16 protein-coding genes are annotated in these 15,040 nt (G+C 69.6%); 9 read left to right on the top strand and 7 right to left on the bottom strand.

Annotation, left to right across the window (positions count from 1 at the left end; all coding sequences use genetic code 11):
* Window positions 1-74: 74 nt before the first annotated feature.
* From ACFOWZ_RS31670 to ACFOWZ_RS31650, 5 genes are all read right to left on the bottom strand, one after another.
* Window positions 75-1,904 carry a diguanylate cyclase domain-containing protein gene (locus ACFOWZ_RS31670; protein ID WP_382377588.1) on the bottom strand — a complete coding sequence of 610 codons (1,830 nt, stop codon included), beginning with the start codon at window positions 1,902-1,904 and terminating at the stop codon, window positions 75-77.
* On the bottom strand, window positions 1,904-2,671 hold the full coding sequence (locus ACFOWZ_RS31665; RefSeq protein ID WP_382377586.1) for an SAM-dependent methyltransferase: 768 nt from the start codon (window positions 2,669-2,671) through the stop codon (window positions 1,904-1,906). The genes ACFOWZ_RS31670 and ACFOWZ_RS31665 overlap by 1 nt, the downstream gene beginning before the upstream one ends.
* Before the next feature lie 134 nt (window positions 2,672-2,805).
* The gene (locus ACFOWZ_RS31660) at window positions 2,806-3,249 is read right to left on the bottom strand and encodes a hypothetical protein (RefSeq protein WP_382377585.1); all 444 of its coding nucleotides are present in this window, start codon (window positions 3,247-3,249) and stop codon (window positions 2,806-2,808) included.
* Complete coding sequence (locus ACFOWZ_RS31655) at window positions 3,227-3,844, bottom strand: RNA polymerase sigma factor (protein ID WP_382377583.1); 618 nt, start codon at window positions 3,842-3,844, stop codon at window positions 3,227-3,229. The genes ACFOWZ_RS31660 and ACFOWZ_RS31655 overlap by 23 nt, the downstream gene beginning before the upstream one ends.
* 54 nt (window positions 3,845-3,898) lie before the next feature.
* Entirely contained in the window at window positions 3,899-4,795 is an 897-nt protein-coding gene (locus ACFOWZ_RS31650; protein ID WP_382377582.1) for a S8 family peptidase, read from the bottom strand.
* On the opposite strand from ACFOWZ_RS31650, the gene ACFOWZ_RS31645 reads away from it, so the two are divergent.
* Together ACFOWZ_RS31645 and ACFOWZ_RS31640 are read left to right on the top strand one after the other, a co-directional pair.
* A complete protein-coding gene (locus tag ACFOWZ_RS31645) occupies window positions 4,757-5,179 on the top strand; it encodes a hypothetical protein (protein ID WP_382377581.1) in 423 nt (140 codons plus the stop codon). The genes ACFOWZ_RS31650 and ACFOWZ_RS31645 overlap by 39 nt on opposite strands.
* Window positions 5,176-7,764, top strand: coding sequence for a CHAT domain-containing protein (locus ACFOWZ_RS31640; protein WP_382377580.1), 2,589 nt, complete (start codon window positions 5,176-5,178; stop codon window positions 7,762-7,764). The genes ACFOWZ_RS31645 and ACFOWZ_RS31640 overlap by 4 nt, the downstream gene beginning before the upstream one ends.
* On the opposite strand, the gene ACFOWZ_RS31635 is transcribed toward ACFOWZ_RS31640, so the two are convergent.
* Window positions 7,765-8,559, bottom strand: a complete 795-nt coding sequence (locus ACFOWZ_RS31635; protein WP_382377579.1) for a hypothetical protein — start codon at window positions 8,557-8,559, stop codon at window positions 7,765-7,767.
* A 93-nt stretch (window positions 8,560-8,652) separates the two neighbouring features.
* Here ACFOWZ_RS31635 and ACFOWZ_RS31630 point away from each other — a divergent pair, with 93 nt between their 5' ends.
* The gene (locus ACFOWZ_RS31630) at window positions 8,653-10,206 is read left to right on the top strand and encodes an FAD-binding oxidoreductase (RefSeq protein WP_382377578.1); all 1,554 of its coding nucleotides are present in this window, start codon (window positions 8,653-8,655) and stop codon (window positions 10,204-10,206) included.
* Here ACFOWZ_RS31630 and ACFOWZ_RS31625 read toward each other — a convergent pair.
* Window positions 10,169-10,441 carry a YggT family protein gene (locus ACFOWZ_RS31625; RefSeq protein ID WP_030468887.1) on the bottom strand — a complete coding sequence of 91 codons (273 nt, stop codon included), beginning with the start codon at window positions 10,439-10,441 and terminating at the stop codon, window positions 10,169-10,171. The genes ACFOWZ_RS31630 and ACFOWZ_RS31625 overlap by 38 nt on opposite strands.
* Window positions 10,442-10,527: 86 nt before the next feature.
* On the opposite strand from ACFOWZ_RS31625, the gene ACFOWZ_RS31620 reads away from it, so the two are divergent.
* The 6 genes from ACFOWZ_RS31620 (at window position 10,528) to ACFOWZ_RS31595 (ending at window position 14,973) form a co-directional block, all read left to right on the top strand.
* Window positions 10,528-10,857, top strand: a complete 330-nt coding sequence (locus tag ACFOWZ_RS31620; protein ID WP_382377577.1) for a TfoX/Sxy family protein — start codon at window positions 10,528-10,530, stop codon at window positions 10,855-10,857.
* Between the two features lie 111 nt (window positions 10,858-10,968).
* A complete protein-coding gene (locus ACFOWZ_RS31615; protein ID WP_382377576.1) occupies window positions 10,969-11,388 on the top strand; it encodes a hypothetical protein in 420 nt (139 codons plus the stop codon).
* Between the two features lie 64 nt (window positions 11,389-11,452).
* A complete protein-coding gene (locus ACFOWZ_RS31610) occupies window positions 11,453-11,635 on the top strand; it encodes a hypothetical protein (RefSeq protein ID WP_382377575.1) in 183 nt (60 codons plus the stop codon).
* A gap of 16 nt (window positions 11,636-11,651) precedes the next feature.
* Window positions 11,652-12,098 (top strand): hypothetical protein, encoded by a 447-nt coding sequence (locus ACFOWZ_RS31605; RefSeq protein ID WP_382377574.1) that lies wholly within the window; start codon window positions 11,652-11,654, stop codon window positions 12,096-12,098.
* A 93-nt stretch (window positions 12,099-12,191) separates the two neighbouring features.
* Window positions 12,192-14,516, top strand: coding sequence for an immune inhibitor A domain-containing protein (locus ACFOWZ_RS31600; protein WP_382377573.1), 2,325 nt, complete (start codon window positions 12,192-12,194; stop codon window positions 14,514-14,516).
* A 10-nt stretch (window positions 14,517-14,526) separates the two neighbouring features.
* Window positions 14,527-14,973, top strand: a complete 447-nt coding sequence (locus ACFOWZ_RS31595; RefSeq protein ID WP_382377572.1) for a nucleoside deaminase — start codon at window positions 14,527-14,529, stop codon at window positions 14,971-14,973.
* Window positions 14,974-15,040 lie beyond the last annotated feature (67 nt).

Raw genomic sequence — 15,040 nt, 5'->3', positions numbered from 1 at the left:
GCGGCTGTGGTCTCCGCGTTGGCGATGAACGGCGCATTTGTCCACCTCAGGTGAACAAATGCGCCGTTCATCTCTCACGACACCACCAGGTCCACGCCGAGTGCGGTGAGTTCGTCGGGATCGCCCGGCCCGCCGATCACGTGCACGCCGGCCGACCGCAGCAGCGGCACCATCAGCGCCATTCCCTGCCGTGCCAGCCGTTCCGACGGTGGCCGTGCCAGCCGGACGCCCCACACCGGACTGCGATCCACAGTGGACAGACCGCCGAACCCGCCGCCGAACTCGTGCAGCAGGACGTGGACGCCCATGTCGTGCAGGACCTCCAGGTTCTCCTCGCCGTCCGGCATCGAGCGCACGTCCAGCGCCAGGAACAGCGACGAGGCGGGGAAGTCCGCGGCCCGCAACGTGGTGCGCACGTGCGTTGCCAGGTCGGGGTGCCGCGACTGGTCCCTGGACAGCCGCACCAGCACCGGCTCGCCGCGGGAGCAGGCATCGGTCAGCACCATCTGCCCGACGCGAGCCGCCAGGCCCAGCGCGTCGGCGTAGGCCACCACCGCGTCGTGCCGGGAAGCGCCCCACCGCAGCGAGGCCTCCAGGAACGCCGTCGAGCCCGAGACCCACGACACCGGCGAGTACTCCACGGAGATCTCGCCGTTCTCGAAGGCACCGGGCATCGCCGCGATGCGGGCGAGTCTCTCACGGTCGGCCAGGTCCGCCTCGTGGTCGTAGATCGCCCACTGCCTCTTGCCGCCCTTCTCCGCCCGCCGCAACGTCGAGTGCGCCCGCCGCAGCACCGCGGTCGGGTCCGTGCCGGGGCCCTGCGCGTGCACGAAACCGATCGACGTCGACACCGCGACGCCCGCACCCTCCAGGTACACCGGCTCCGACAGCTCGTCGTCGATCATCGCCGCCAGTGCCGCGACGTCCGGTGTGCCGCGGATCAGCACCACGAACTCGTCGCCGCCGACCCGTGCCACCACCGCGTCCGGCAGCACGAGCCGCAGCCGGCGCGCCACCTCGACCAGCACGGCGTCGCCCGCCACGTACCCGAGGCCGTCGTTGACGATCGTCAGGCTGTCCACGTCCAGGTAGCCCAGCGTGTGCGGCTCGCCGGTCGCGAGCGCCGACTCCAGCTTGTCGGTGAACGACGCGCGGTTCGGCAGGCCCGTCAGCAGGTCGGTCAGCGACTGGTGCCGCAGCCACTCCTGGAGCATCCGCTGCTCGGTCACGTCCTCGATCAGGGCGACGTGGAACTTCGGCAGGCCGTCCGACCCGCGCAGCACGGACAGCACGACGTTCGCCCACACGGAGTCGCCGTTGTTGCGCGTCAGCTCCCACTCGCGCCGGTCTGTGTCCACAGAGGACGCGATCATCCGCGCGCACGCCGAGGCCAGCGCCACCGCGTCGGCGTCGGCGAACAGCTCCTTGGGCATCTCCTCGTGGCCGAGGATGCCCGCCAGGGCCTCGTTCGCCTCGACGACGGAGCCCTGCAGGTCGAAGATCGCGATGCCCACCGCCGTGGTCGCGAAGACCTGGGCGAACCGGGCCTCGCTGTCGTGCAGGTCGCGCTGTGCGTCCTCGACGGTCTTCAGCAGCGAGTTCTTGACCTTCTCCTGCTCGGTGAACAACTGGTCGCGCGTGGCCCGCACGTAGCCCGACGCCAGCCCGCCGAGCACCTCGGCCGGGAACTCGCCTGACAGCACCTCCAGCGTGCGCCGCAACGAGTCCGGGCCGGTGAAACGCTTGCGCACCAACCACTGCCCGACGGCGTGGGCGTCCTGCCCAGCGCGCAGCCGGACGGCGTGTTCCTCGAGGTGCTGCGTCAGCTTCCGCCGCGACATCGGCGAGTACGCGCTCTCGATCAGAACGGCCGCCCACCGCTGTGCGAGGGGCGAGGTGGCCATCAGGGTTTGCGGCCGACCGCGGCGTAGATGTTGGCCTTCGACGGGTCCGTGCCGACGTCCTCTGGCGTCTCCGGCCGCCACTCGGGCGTGAACACGATGCCGGGCTCCACGATCTCCAGGCCCGCCAGCATGTCCGTCACCTGGGCGCGCGTGCGCGGGGTGATCGGCTCCGCAGTGCGCGCGAAGATCTCCTTGCCGGCCGCCATGGCCGCGGGCATGCTGTCGGCGGTGAAGTGCGACAGCGCCAGGTACGAACCGGACGAGAGCGAATCCGCGTATCGGGACAGCACACCCCATGGATCGTCCGAATCCGGGATGAACTGAAGGACTCCCACGACGAGAAGCCCGATCGGCTGCGAGAAGTCGAGGACCTCCCTGGCCTGCGCCACGACCTTCTCCGGCTCGCGCAGGTCGGCCAGCACCGCCGTCACGTTCGGCTCGTCGGCCAGCATCAGCTCGGCGTGCGTGATCGCGACAGGTTCGAAGTCGACGTACACGACCTTCGAGTCCGGCGCGACCTCGTGCGCCACCTCGTGCACGTTGCCGACCGTAGGAATGCCCGACCCGAGGTCGAGGAACTGCCGGACGCCGAGCCCCGCCAGTTCCAGGACGACGCGCCGGAGGTAGGCGCGGTTGCGGCGCGCCATGTCCCGCACCGGCAGCACCCTGATCAAGGCCTCGGCCGTCTCGCGGTCCGCTTCGAAGTTGTGTCCGCCGCCCAGCAGGTAGTCGTAGATCCGGGCGGAACTGGGAACGTCGACGTTCACGCCTTCAGGAACCCAGCTGACTCGATCGACCACAGCAGCACACACCTCTCGAGATGCGAATTCTGAGCGTCGACAACCCTACTGGCCGCAGATGTGGGCCGAACGAATGAATTGCACCATCACTCGAATGGTGCTCAGAGGATGAACCAATCGGTGCAACCGTTTGTGAACCGGAACTTGACCGGTCCACGCGGTGCCACGCCCATCACGAACGTCCCCAGTTCGTCGACGGCCGCGGTTTCGTGGTCCCCGTTCGGGGTCACCAGCGTCACCGCTCCGGACGCGGGCATCAGCTGGCCGGTGATCCCCGCCGCCGACACCTCGACCTGCAGCATCACGCCGTCCGCGTCGAACACGAGCTGCCGCGCCGTCGCCGTCGACCGCGCACGGGCGAACAGCGTGTCGTCCAGCACGGAGTCGTACGACGTGATCAGCAGCAGCTCCTCGTCGATGTTCCGCCAGGTGAACGCGGCCTTCGCGGCCTCGACGAACTCCGGCGGTACTTCCTCGGAAGGTGTGCTCAACGCGTCGCGCAAGGCGTCGAGCAGTACCTCGTCACTGTCCCAGTCGTGCCGCACCCAGCACACCTCCTCTCGTCGCCGGCGATCCCAGGAACGCTGAGAGCGCAGGGGTTTTCCGCAACTTCTCCAGGCACCGGATCCGTGTCGGGCCGATGCTGCCGACCGGCATCGCGAGCTCTTCGCTCACGACCTGGTAGCTCGGCGGCGGATCGGTCATCAGCTTGGTCAGCAACCGCTTGCACTGGTCCGTGAGCTCCGCGAACCCGTCCCGCAACGCCTGCCGCCGCTCCACGGCCAGCAGGTCCGCCTCCACGTCCGCGTCCACCTGCTCCGACTCCAGCGCGTCGGACTCGGACAACGGGTCGTACAGGTGCGTCCGCTGCTGCACGCGCAGCACGCGCAGGCACTCGTTGCGGGTGGTCGTCATGATCCAGCCCGGCAACGCCTCCGGCTCCCGCAGGCGTCCGATCTGCTCCACGAGCCGCAGCCACAGCGTCTGGTTCACGTCGGCGGCGTCCGCCGGGCGCAGCCGGTGCTTGTAGATCACCGACACCACCAGGGGCGTGTAACGGTCCACGATCTCGTTCCACGCCGACTGGTCGCCCTCGGCCGCCGCGCTCACGAGCGCGGCGATCGGGGAGGCTGGGCTCACGTCGACTCCTCGCGGTCACAACTGGCGGAGGCCGGGGTTGCCTCCCAGATACAACTATTTGACAAAAACTCCGTAGCCGGGTGCGAACTCCGCGCCGCTCAACAGTTTGTCACGTGCCTGAGCTGCGGTGATGCCGTCGGCGGCCATCGTGGCGGCGATCCGTCCGGTGACCAGGGGAGCGGCGAACGACGTGCCGTACCAGTACGCCCACAGCGCGAACGGCGTCGCGGAGGCCTCACCCGGCAGCTGCCACTCGCCCTTGAGGTACGTCGACGCCCGGTTGCCGATCGCGCACGCGTCGACCCAGTGGCCCCAGTTCGAGTAGAACGCGGGCGCGAGGGAACCGTCCCGCTTCTGCTCGGCCGCGGCGACGGCGGTGACCCCGCACAGCGCGGCGGGCCAGCTCGGCCGCTGCGTGCCCTGGTTGCCGGCGGAGGCGACCACGACGATGTCGTCCGGCAGTGCCTCGATCGTGCGGCGCAGCGGCTCGGACGCCACGTCGTCCTCGGTGAAGCAGCCCAGCGACAGGTTGAGCACGCTGATCTTCTTCTGGCCCAGCTCGGTGATCTTGCGGCAGAGCCGTTCCTCGTCGCCGAAGCCGTTCTGGTCGAGTGCGACCTCGGGGTCGAAGGTCACGCCGGGTGCGGCGTTCTGGATGACACCCGCGACGAACGTGCCGTGGCCGCCCTGCAACGCGAAGAAGTCGCCGCTGCTGTAGGCGGGGTCGACGTCGTCGGCCTCCTTGGCGTAGCGCTCGGCGAACCAGTCGGAGTGGTCGCTGTCGGCGCCGGAGGAGATGCCGGTGTCGATGATGCCGACCCTGATGTCCCGCAGGCTCCCGTCCGCCTTGGGCGTGGGGAGCGGCTCGGCGGGGTAGGGCCGGTCGCCCGGGTTGCCCATGATGAGGCCGCCGTGGCCGACGACGACGTGGTGCGGCTGGACCAGCGGCACCCGCTGGTTCGGCCAGTTCCGCTGGTCGCGCAACAGGCGAACAATCCGCGGAATGTCCTCCGCGTTGTTCGGCAACGTCAATCGCGCCAGTCCGGCGAAACCCTCGCCGGGTCGCGCGATGATGTTGTTTTCCCGGAGCTTTTCGACGACCCGTTGTTGATCCTCGACGGCGACGAGCAGCTGGCCGGGTCGATAAAGGAATTCACGCCCGCGTTCGGCGTGGAAGCTGATGTTCTTGTCCTCGGCGATGAGCTGCAGAAAAGCTCTTTGGTAAAGCTCCGCGCTTTCTGGCGTTTTCGACACCACGGCCTCACTAAAGCAGCGTTGACGGGCACCCCGACCGAGCTTGATCAAGCTACCACAGCCGATAAAGTGATGCCGTGACCGACTTTTCTGCGGAGGACGCGCTGGAGGCCAGGCAGCGCAACCCGCGTGCGGCCGTGGAGATGGCCCGCGCGGTGCTCCGCACGACGGAAGATCGGGCGGAATGGTCGATCGCCGAACGCGCGATCGGCCTCGCGTTGCGGGAGATGCACGACTTCCCCGCCGCGGCGCGGCACCTGCGCCGGTCGATCAGGATCGCCTCCGCCGCCGGGTTGCCCCGGTTGTCCGCTCTGGCGCAGATGAGTCTCGCGTGGGTGCTCGTCTACACGGGCAAGCACCGGGCCGCGCTGAAGGCTCTGGACGACGCGATGCCGGAGCTGACCGGTGCCGACGCGGTCGCCGCCCTGATGCAACGCGGTGTCGTCTTCCACTACCTGACCCGCCACGACGACGCGGAGCGCGACTACACCGCCGCCATCGCCGGAGCTCGTCGCGTCGGCGACCAACTGGTCGAGGCGCGCGCTCTGAACAACCGCGGCCTCGTGCGCGCGTACGTGGGCAACATGCGTGAGGCGTCGGCGGACTTCTCGCTGGCCGCGTCCCTGCTCGGCGAGCTGGGCCAGGAGCTCGGGGTCGCCGACGTGCACTGGAACGCCGGCATCATGGCGACCCGCGGTGGTGACGTGCCCGCCGCGCTGACGTTGTTCGACAAGGCGGAGGAGGTCCACCGCCGGCTCGACGTGATGCGCCCGGTGCTGCTGGTGAACCGGCTGGAGCTGCTCGTCTCGGTGCCGCTGCTGGACGAGGCACGGGCCGCGGCCGATCGGGCGATCACCGAGCTGAAGGCGTTGAAGAACCCGCTGGGCGTGTCCGAGGCGCTGTACTTCCGCGCCCGGATCGCGCTGCTGGACGACGACCCCGACGCGGCGCAGGGCTTCGCGGCCGAGGCGCGGCGCCGGTTCCGCCGCGAGCAGCGCCTGCTGTGGGCGGCCGGTGCGCGGTACCTCGAACTGCACGCGGCCGTGCTGCGCGGCGACCGCACCCGGCCGTTGCGGCTGGCGCTGTCGCGGGTCGCCGCGGAACTGGACGCGATGGACTGGCGGCTGCCCGCGCTGGAGGCCCGCATCGACGCCGGTCTGGTCGCCGCCGACCTCGGTCACCGCGCTCGCGCCCTCGAGGAGTTCGGTCTCGCGGCCGCCGCGAGGCTGCGCGGACCGGCCGGGCTGCGGGTGCGCGGCTGGTACGCGGAGGCGTTGCGGCGCAAGCTTTCCGGTGACGTCCGCGGCACCTCGTCGGCGCTGCGTCGCGGCATCTCGCTGCTGGACGAGTACCGGGTCTCGCTGGGTGCGGCCGAGCTGCGGGCGTCGACCGGTGTGCAGGGCCAGGCCCTCGCGCTGGAAGGGCTGCGGCTCGCCGTCGCGTCCGGGAACGCTGCTCGCGTGCTGTCGTGGACCGAGAGTTGGCGAGCGGGTGCGCTGCGGATGAAGTCCGTGTCGCCGCCGGACGACCCGCGCCTGGAGGACGCGCTGGCGTCGTTGCGGGCGGTGGCCGCGGACGTGGAATCCGCTGTGCTGGCAGGAAAACCCGCCGGTGCGCTGCGCGGCAAGCTGGTCCGCGCCGAGCAACGCGTCCGCGACCTCACGCGGCAGATGTCCGGCGGGGGAGCGGTGTTCAAGCCGCCGTCGGTTGCGTCGCTGTTCGCCGCGCTGGGAAGTGCCGCGCTGATCGAGTTCGTCGAGTACGACGGCGTGCTGATGGCGGTTGTGCTGGCCGGCGGTCGCTCTTCTCTGCACTCCCTGGGGCCGGTCGAGGGCGTGGTCCGCGAGATCCGGTTGCTGCGCTTCGCCCTGCACCGCCTGGTGACGTTGCCACCGCAGCTGCCGAACCTCGCCGTGGCGCGATCTTCCGCCGCACACGCCGCTTCGCTTCTGGCGCAACGTTTGCTGGCGCCGCTGGCCGGGCGGGTCGACGGCCGGCCGTTGGTCGTGGTGCCGACGGGCGCGTTGAACGGTCTGCCGTGGGCGGTGCTGGACCGCCAGGTGACCGTCGCCCCGTCCGCGTCCGTCTGGCTGCGCGCCTGTTCCGTCGCCGACGCGCCGGGCGAGGCGGTGCTCGCCGCCGGACCGCGCATGGCCGCGGCGCCCGCCGAGATCAAGGCCATCAGCAGACACGTGCCGGGCCGCGTGCTCGTCGACGCGGAGGCGACCGTGAGCGCGGTGGCGTCCGCAATGGACGGTGCCGCTCTCGCACACATCGCCGCGCACGGCTCGTTCCGCGTGGACAACCCGCTGTTCTCGGCTTTGGAGCTGGCTGACGGGCCGTTGACCGTCTACGACATCGAGCGGTTGCGGCAGCCTCCCACGCGGGTGGTGCTGTCGGCGTGCGACACCGGGCAGTCCGCGGTTCGTCCCGGCGACGAGCTGATGGGGTTCACGGCCGCGTTGCTGGGGCTGGGGACTCGGACGTTGATCGCACCTGTCGTGCCGGTGCCGACGGACGGCACGGCGCCGGTGATGGTGGAGCTGCACCAGAAGCTGGCCACCGGGATGGCGCCCGCCGAAGCTCTTGCCGCCGTGCAGCGGGCGGCCACCGATGACGCTGCTTACGCGGCCGCCGTCGGGTTCGTGTGCTTCGGCGCCGGATGATCACTTCGGTGGTGGCGCGCCGTACAGCTGGAGCGCGCTCTGACCGGAACAGCCGAGCTCGCCGGGCTGGGTCTGCACGCGCGGCGGGTACCACGCCGCAACGGTTCCGTCGGCGAGCCGCACGCCCGTGAGGCACGAACCGCCACCCCCGGCGACGATGCCGATCGCGCCGTTCTCGACGACGGCGTCGAGGCGCGGCTCGGCCCACGGCAGCTTGGTCACCTCGTCCACCGGCATCGGCGGGAGCTTCGCGCGCAACGCGGCGAGCACCTCGTCCGGCGTGGTGGTGGGCGGCAGTCCGGAGAGGATCGTCCTGAAGGCTTCGAGGTAGGACTCCGGAACGCCGGTGCGCTGGACGGGTGGCGGGGTGATCGGCCTGGCGTCCTGGGGACAGCGGATGCGGTCGGGGCCGCCCTTCGTGACGCCGTAGTAGGTGAAGTCGGCGCGGTAGCAGGCGGTCACCGGCTCCTGCTCCCAGAACCGGAAGGACGGCGGATCCTCCGAGGTGCCGGGGTCGTACACGCGGAACAGCAGGGTCACGCGGACCTTTTGCGGGTCGTTCGCCGGGCTGTCCGTGATCCCGATGACCGCGAAGTACTTCGGGTCGGTGTTGCCGACCAGTGCGGAGCGGGCGTAGGCGTTGCCGTCCGCGCCGACCGGGTAGGCGATGCGGTCCGCGACCTGGCGGACCTTCTCGTCGGTGGCGCTGGTGCCGTCGGGTCTCGTCACGGCGTACATGGCCCAGCCGAGTGCGGTCATCACCAGCAGCAGAAGTGCTGTCCCCCAGGACTTCATGGCCCCGACGGTAGCGCTGCGGGGAGCGTGGGCGCGCGAGTAGTTGTACTCAGGTCATTCCAGAACGACGGCGTTTCGCTTATGTTGCTCGGCATGACAACGAGGTCGTGGTGGGGCTGGGGCACCGTCGAGGACGCCGTCACCCCCGAGGAACGCCGTGCGCTGGCCGACCGGGTCCGGGCTGTGCTGCCGGGCGCGGACCTGACGTTCCACGCCCCACCGGACCCGAAGTCGCTGGACGTGCCCGCCCCGCGGATCCAGCCGCCGGGCGAGATCTACTCGACCGATCTGGTCGACCGGCTCAGCCACGCCCGCGGTCAGGCCTACCGCGACGTCACCCGCAACCTCGCCGGGGACGTCGGCCCGCTGCCGGACGCCGTCGCCCGTCCGCGCACCGAGCAGGACGTCGTCGACGTGCTCGACTGGTGCGGGTCGAACGACGTCGCCGTGATCCCGTTCGGTGGCGGCACTTCCGTCGTCGGTGGTGTCGAGCCGCGCGAGCTGGACCGGGTGGTGACCCTGGATCTGCAGCACCTCGACCGGGTGCTGGAGGTCGACCCGACGAGCCGGGCGGCCCGGATCCAGGCGGGCGTGCTGGGACCGTCGCTGGAGGCGCAGCTCAAGGAGCACGGGCTGACGCTGCGGCACTTTCCGCAGTCGTTCGAGTTCTCGACCCTCGGCGGCTGGCTCGCGACCCGCGCCGGCGGGCACTACGCCACGCTCTACACGCACATCGACGACCTGACCGAGTCGCTCAGGGTCGTGACGCCACAGGGGATCAGCGAGTCGCGGCGGTTGCCCGGCTCGGGCGCGGGACCGTCGCCGGACCGCCTCTTCCTGGGCTCGGAGGGCACTCTCGGCGTCATCACCGAGGCGTGGATGCGCCTGCAGTCACCGCCGCTGCACCGCGCGGGCGCGTCGGTGCGGTTCGCGTCCTGGGACCGTGCCGTGGAGGCGACCCGGGCGATCGCGCAGTCCGGTCTGCACCCGGCGAACTGCCGTCTGCTGGACCCGGCGGAGGCGTTCCTCAACGCCGGGTCGTCACAGGCCGTGCTGGTGCTGGCCTTCGAGTCCGCTGCGCACCCGGTCGACGGGTTGCTGGCGCAGGCGCTGGAGCTGTGCGGTGACGGGGAGGTCGTCGAGGGGGCGGCGCAGCAGTGGCGGAAGTCGTTCCTGCGCATGCCCTACCAGCGCGACGCCGTGGCCCAGCACGCGATGATCACCGAGACGTTCGAGACGGCCTGCACCTGGGACCGGTTCGCCGACCTGCACGCGGCCGTGGTGGAGGCCGGGACCGCGGCGTTGCGCGAGGTCTGCGGGATCGGCATCGTCACGTGCCGCTTCACCCACGTCTACCCGGACGGCCCCGCGCCGTACTACGGCATCTACGCGCCGGGCCGGTGGGGCAGCCTGATCTCGCAGTGGGACGAGATCAAGGCCGCGGTGTCGGAGGCGTTGCTGGCGGCGGGCGGCACCATCACCCACCACCACGCCGTCGGCCGCGACCACATGCCCTGGTACACGCGGCAACGTCCGGACGTCTTCGCCGCGGCCCTGTCCGGAGCCAAGGCCGCGCTGGACCCCGCCGGGTTGCTGAACCCCGGCGTCCTCACCACACGATCGAACGCAGGATCAGCGCCGCGATGAACACCACCGTGAACGCCAGATCGAGCCCGAACCCGCCGAACCGCACCGGCGGCAGCACCCGGCGCACCGGCGCCAGCACCGGCTCGGTCACGCCGTGCGTCACGCGGCGGACCTTCCACACCCAGTCACCGCGCGCCTGAAAGGTGACAGCCCAGTCCACGATCATCCGCCCGATCATCACCAGGATGAACAGCGTCAAGAGCCAGCCGAGCACAAAGCCGACCAAGCCGAACAAGATGGCCTCCTCGAATGTCCTGTATGTCCATGAAGCCACACGAATCTGAGAGGCGCCTGGCAACTCGCTGAGACAGTATTCAGCGTGTGGCGTACGACGAGGGCTTGGCACACCGCCTGGGCGAGGCGCTGGGCGCACTGCCCGGCATCACGGCGAAGAAGATGTTCGGCGGCATCGCGTTCCTCTGGAACGGGAACATGCTGGTGGGCGTGATCGGCGACGACCTGATCGCCCGCGTGGGGCCCGAGGCTCAGGCTGATGCGCTGGCTCAGCCGGGTGCCCGCGTCTTCGACTTCACCGGGCGGCCGATGAAGGGCTGGGTCGTTGTGGACGGTGCGGCTGTGTCGGAGGACTCAGCGCTGGACGACTGGATCGGCCGGTGCCGGGAGTTCGTGGAAGCGATGCCGCCGAAGTGAGCCTGCTGGATCGCGTGCGCGCCCATGTCGCCGATGCCAGCCAGATGCGCGAGTTCGAGATGCTCGGCGGCGTTGTGTTCGAGTGGGGATGGTGACCCGCTGGTCGGCGTCGTGGACGACGAGCTGATCGTGCGGGTTGAGGGTGGCGGTTGGGCACCGGCGACGACCGGCGACCTCTCCGAGCTGGTCGAACGCTCGGCCGAGATCGTGATCGCCGAGTGCGTGGTGCGCTGGCACGCCGAGCTCCGAGCGGGCGACCCCGTCGAGGCGTCCCGGGCCATGCTCGCCCTCGTCCGTCACGATCCGGAACGCGAGCAGCTGCAACGACTTCTGCTCGACCTCACCAGGCATCCGCAGCTGGGCCAGCTCGCGGTCACCTGTCTGGGACACGTCGCCAGGAACGACGGCTCGGTGTTGCCCGAGGTCGTGCCGCACCTGCAGAAGCTCGGTGTCTGCGCGGAGGACGCGTTGGAGGACATCGAGATCTTCACCACCCGTTCCGGCTGTGGCGGCACTCGACGCCGTGGGTGATCTTCGCGCCGCCCGTTGACGGCGAGGTCCCCCGCCAGCTGCCCTTGCTGATACCGCTGGTGCGGTGGTGGTTGTGGTCCCTCATGCGGAAGCACTGCCGTCGTTGCGTCAGTTCGTGCGCGACGCCTGTGAGGACGTGGTCAACCGGATGCACAGCTTCGACGGCGACATCGCCGCCTTGGGGCCACTTTTCGAGGACGAGGAGACGTCGGCCCGGTTCAAAGCCCCGTACCTGCACGTCTGGTGAGCCGTACAGTGCGCGCGTGACGTACTTCAAGATCGAGCCCGAGGTCGCGGGCGGCTGGGGCGACGAGTTCGAGATCGACCGCACGACCGGCACGGTGACGCGCGTGCACTACGAGGTCGCCGACTGGCTCGGCGACTGCGTTGTGACGAGCCATCCCGTGTACCTGGTCCTGCGCGACACCGGCCGGCGCCTGACCGAGGCCGGCTTCACAGGCTTCGCGCTGGACGAGGCGCTCGTGACGGCGGACGAGCAGTTCCACATCTTCAACCCTGACGGCGTGTTGCCGGACCTGGTGTGGCTCAAGGTCCACGGCGAGCCGGGAGTGGACGACCTCGGGCTGGACGAAGGCGACCTCGTCGTCAGCGAGCCGGTGATGGACGTGATCCGCGCCGACGGCTTCAGCAGCAGCGTGACCGCGGGCTCCATCACCATCGAGAAGGTGACCGAGTGGCCAGGGCGCTGAGACGCGGCTTGTCTTTTTAGTCCCGACTTTCGGACGTGTTGAGCCGCAGATCAGCTACGTAGCGTGCCCTCCGGATTCCGAGAGGGGACGACCGTGCGAAGACTATTGGCGGGAGCAGCGACGTTCACGCTTCTCACTACCGGCCTGGTCACACCGGCCATCGCGGTGCCGGCGCAGCAGCCGGAGGCCCAGGAGGTGCGGCAGTCCGACGAGCAGCCGCACGAGCTGGAGCTCAAGCGCCGGGCGCTCAAGCAGCAGGCGCTGGCCGACGTGCTGACCGGTGAGGCGACGACGGAGAAGCGCGGCAGCAGCACCGTCGCGAAGGTCGGCAAGAAGCAGAACAAGGACCAGTACGTCGAACTGAAGCGCGAGAAGACCGACAAGATCTTCGTGATCCTCGCGGAGTTCGGCAACGAGCGGCACCCGGACTACCCGGACCGCGACACCAACCCGAACACTCCGGGCCCGCAGCGCTTCGACGGCCCCGTGCACAACCAGATCCCGGAGCCGAACCGGGCGGTCGACAACACGACGATCTGGCAGCCGGACTTCAGCCGGCAGTACTTCCAGGACCTGTACTTCTCCCGCAAGAAGGACGCGAACTCCGTCGCGAACTTCTACGACAAGCAGTCGAGCGGCAGGTACACGGTCAACGGCACCGTCACGGACTGGGTCAAGGTCCGCTACAACGAGGCCCGCTACGGCCGCAGCAACGGTTACCCGTGCGGCGACAACATCTGCAACAACTCGCGTGAGCTCATCAAGGACGCCGTCACGCAGTGGGTCGCGGACCAGAAGGCCGCCGGGAAGACCACCGAGCAGATCAAGGCGGCGCTCGCGGAGTACGACCAGTGGGACCGCTACGACTACGACGCCGACGGCGACTTCAACGAGGCCGACGGCTACATCGACCACTTCCAGATCGTGCACGCCGGTGGCGACCAGGCCGACGGCGACCCGTGGCAGGGCGAGGACGCGCTCTGGAGCCACCGCGGTTACGCGTTCAAGAACTACGCGACCGGCCCCGGCACCAACAAGCTCGGCGGCGCGCCGATCGGTGACACCGGCATCTGGGTCGGCGACTACACCGTGCAGCCCGAGAACGGCGGCGTCAGCGTCTTCGCGCACGAGTTCGGCCACGACCTCGGCCTGCCGGACCACTACGACACCGCCGGCGGCTCGAACGGCGTCAACTGGTGGTCGGTCATGGGCCAGAGCAGGACCTCCGGACCCGGAGAGGTGCCCGGCGAGCGCGCACCCGAGTTCTCCGCGTGGGACAAGCTCCAGCTCGGCTGGCTCGACTACGAGGTCGCGGTCGCGGGCCAGGAACGCGTCTTCGAGCTCGGCCCGCACGAGTACAACACCGCCAAGGCCCAGGGTCTCGTCGTCGTGCTGCCGGACATCTCCAAGTCCTTCGACTACGGCGCGCCGTTCGCGGGCAGCAGGATGTGGTGGAGCGAGAAGGGCAACGACCTCGACAACTCCATGACCGTCCCGCTCGACCTGCGCGGCAAGACGTCCGCGTCACTCACGATGAAGGCCCGCTACGACATCGAGGTGGACTACGACTACCTCTACGTCGAAGCGTCCAACGAAGACGGCAGCTGGACCCAGCTCGACGGTGTCGCGAACGGGGCACCGTTCCAGCGCGACTCGGCCGACGCGCCCGCGTTGAGCGCTTCCTCCGGCGGCCAGTGGGTGGACCTCACCGTCGACCTGAACGCCTACGCGGGCAAGAACACCAAGCTGCGCCTGGCCTACCGGACCGACGGTGCCCTTGCGCTGCAGGGCTTCTTCGCCGACCAGATCACCGTGACCGCCGACGGCGCACCGGTGCTGACCGACGGCGGCGAGACCACCGGTGTGTGGACCACCCGTGGCTTCCGCACGACCGAGGGCAAGGAGACCAAGGCGTTCGACCAGTTCTACATCGCGTCGAACCGCACCTACGAGTCGTACGGCAAGTACAACAAGACCGGCCCGTACCGCTTCAGCTTCCCGGACAAGCCGGACTTCGTGGAGCACTTCCCGTACCAGGACGGCCTGCTGGTGTCGTTGTGGAACACGAGCTTCCTCGACAACAACGTCAGCGAGCACCCCGGTGAGGGCCTGATCCTGCCGATCGACGCCAACCCGGCCCCGCTGTACAACCTGGAGGGCCAGCGCTGGTCTCCTGCGATCGGCGGCTACGACGCGCCGTTCGGGCTGCAGAAGTCGGACTCCTTCACGTTGCACGTCAACGGCAAGGCGTCCTACATCCGCGGTGCTGCGGCCCAGCCGACGTTCGACGACACCAAGCAGTACTGGTACGCGGAACAGCCCAACGCGGGCGTGAAGCTGCCGGCGGTCGGTGTCGGCCTGAAGGTTCTCCGTCAGAGCGGCACGTCGATGACGGTGAAGTTGTTCAAGACCAAGTAGTTTGACCTGCATGACCTCTGCCGCAGACATGCTGGCCGTCGCCGTCGAAGAGGCGCGGATGGGACTCGCCGAGGGCGGAATCCCCATCGGCGCGGCGCTCTTCGACGGCGACGGCCGCCTGCTGGGCCGGGGCCACAACCGCCGCGTGCAGGACGGCGACGCCTCCATGCACGCGGAGACCTCGGCCTTCCGCAACGCCGGTCGCCAGCGCAGCTACCGCGGCACGACCATGGTCACGACCCTGTCGCCGTGCTGGTACTGCAGCGGCCTGGTCCGCCAGTTCGGCATCTCGAACGTGCTGATCGGCGAGGCCACCACGTTCTACGGCGGCCACGACTGGCTGGCCGAGCACGGCGTCGGCATCACGATCGTCGACGATCCCTCGCTGATCGAACTGATGACGACGTTCATCGCCGAACGCCCCGAGCTCTGGTATGAGGACATCGGCCAGGACTAGCGCCTGTATCGATCAGGCCTACCGGACATATTTTTTGGCGCGAAAAGCACGTTCGGGCCATCTATCG

Source organism: Lentzea rhizosphaerae (assembly GCF_042649515.1).
GTDB lineage: Bacteria > Actinomycetota > Actinomycetes > Mycobacteriales > Pseudonocardiaceae > Lentzea > Lentzea aerocolonigenes.
Note: the sequence above shows the minus strand (reverse complement) of the source record. Positions and strands in the feature narration are given on the sequence as shown.

Bases quoted from the DNA above. Each gene is read 5' to 3' on its own strand.
- ACFOWZ_RS31670 (WP_382377588.1), bottom strand. From the start codon at position 1,904: ATGGCCACCTCGCCCCTCGCACAGCGGTGGGCGGCCGTTCTGATCGAG.
- ACFOWZ_RS31635 (WP_382377579.1), bottom strand. From the start codon at position 8,559: ATGAAGTCCTGGGGGACAGCACTTCTGCTGCTGGTGATGACCGCACTC.
- ACFOWZ_RS31630 (WP_382377578.1), top strand. From the start codon at position 8,653: ATGACAACGAGGTCGTGGTGGGGCTGGGGCACCGTCGAGGACGCCGTC.
- ACFOWZ_RS31595 (WP_382377572.1), top strand. From the start codon at position 14,527: ATGACCTCTGCCGCAGACATGCTGGCCGTCGCCGTCGAAGAGGCGCGG.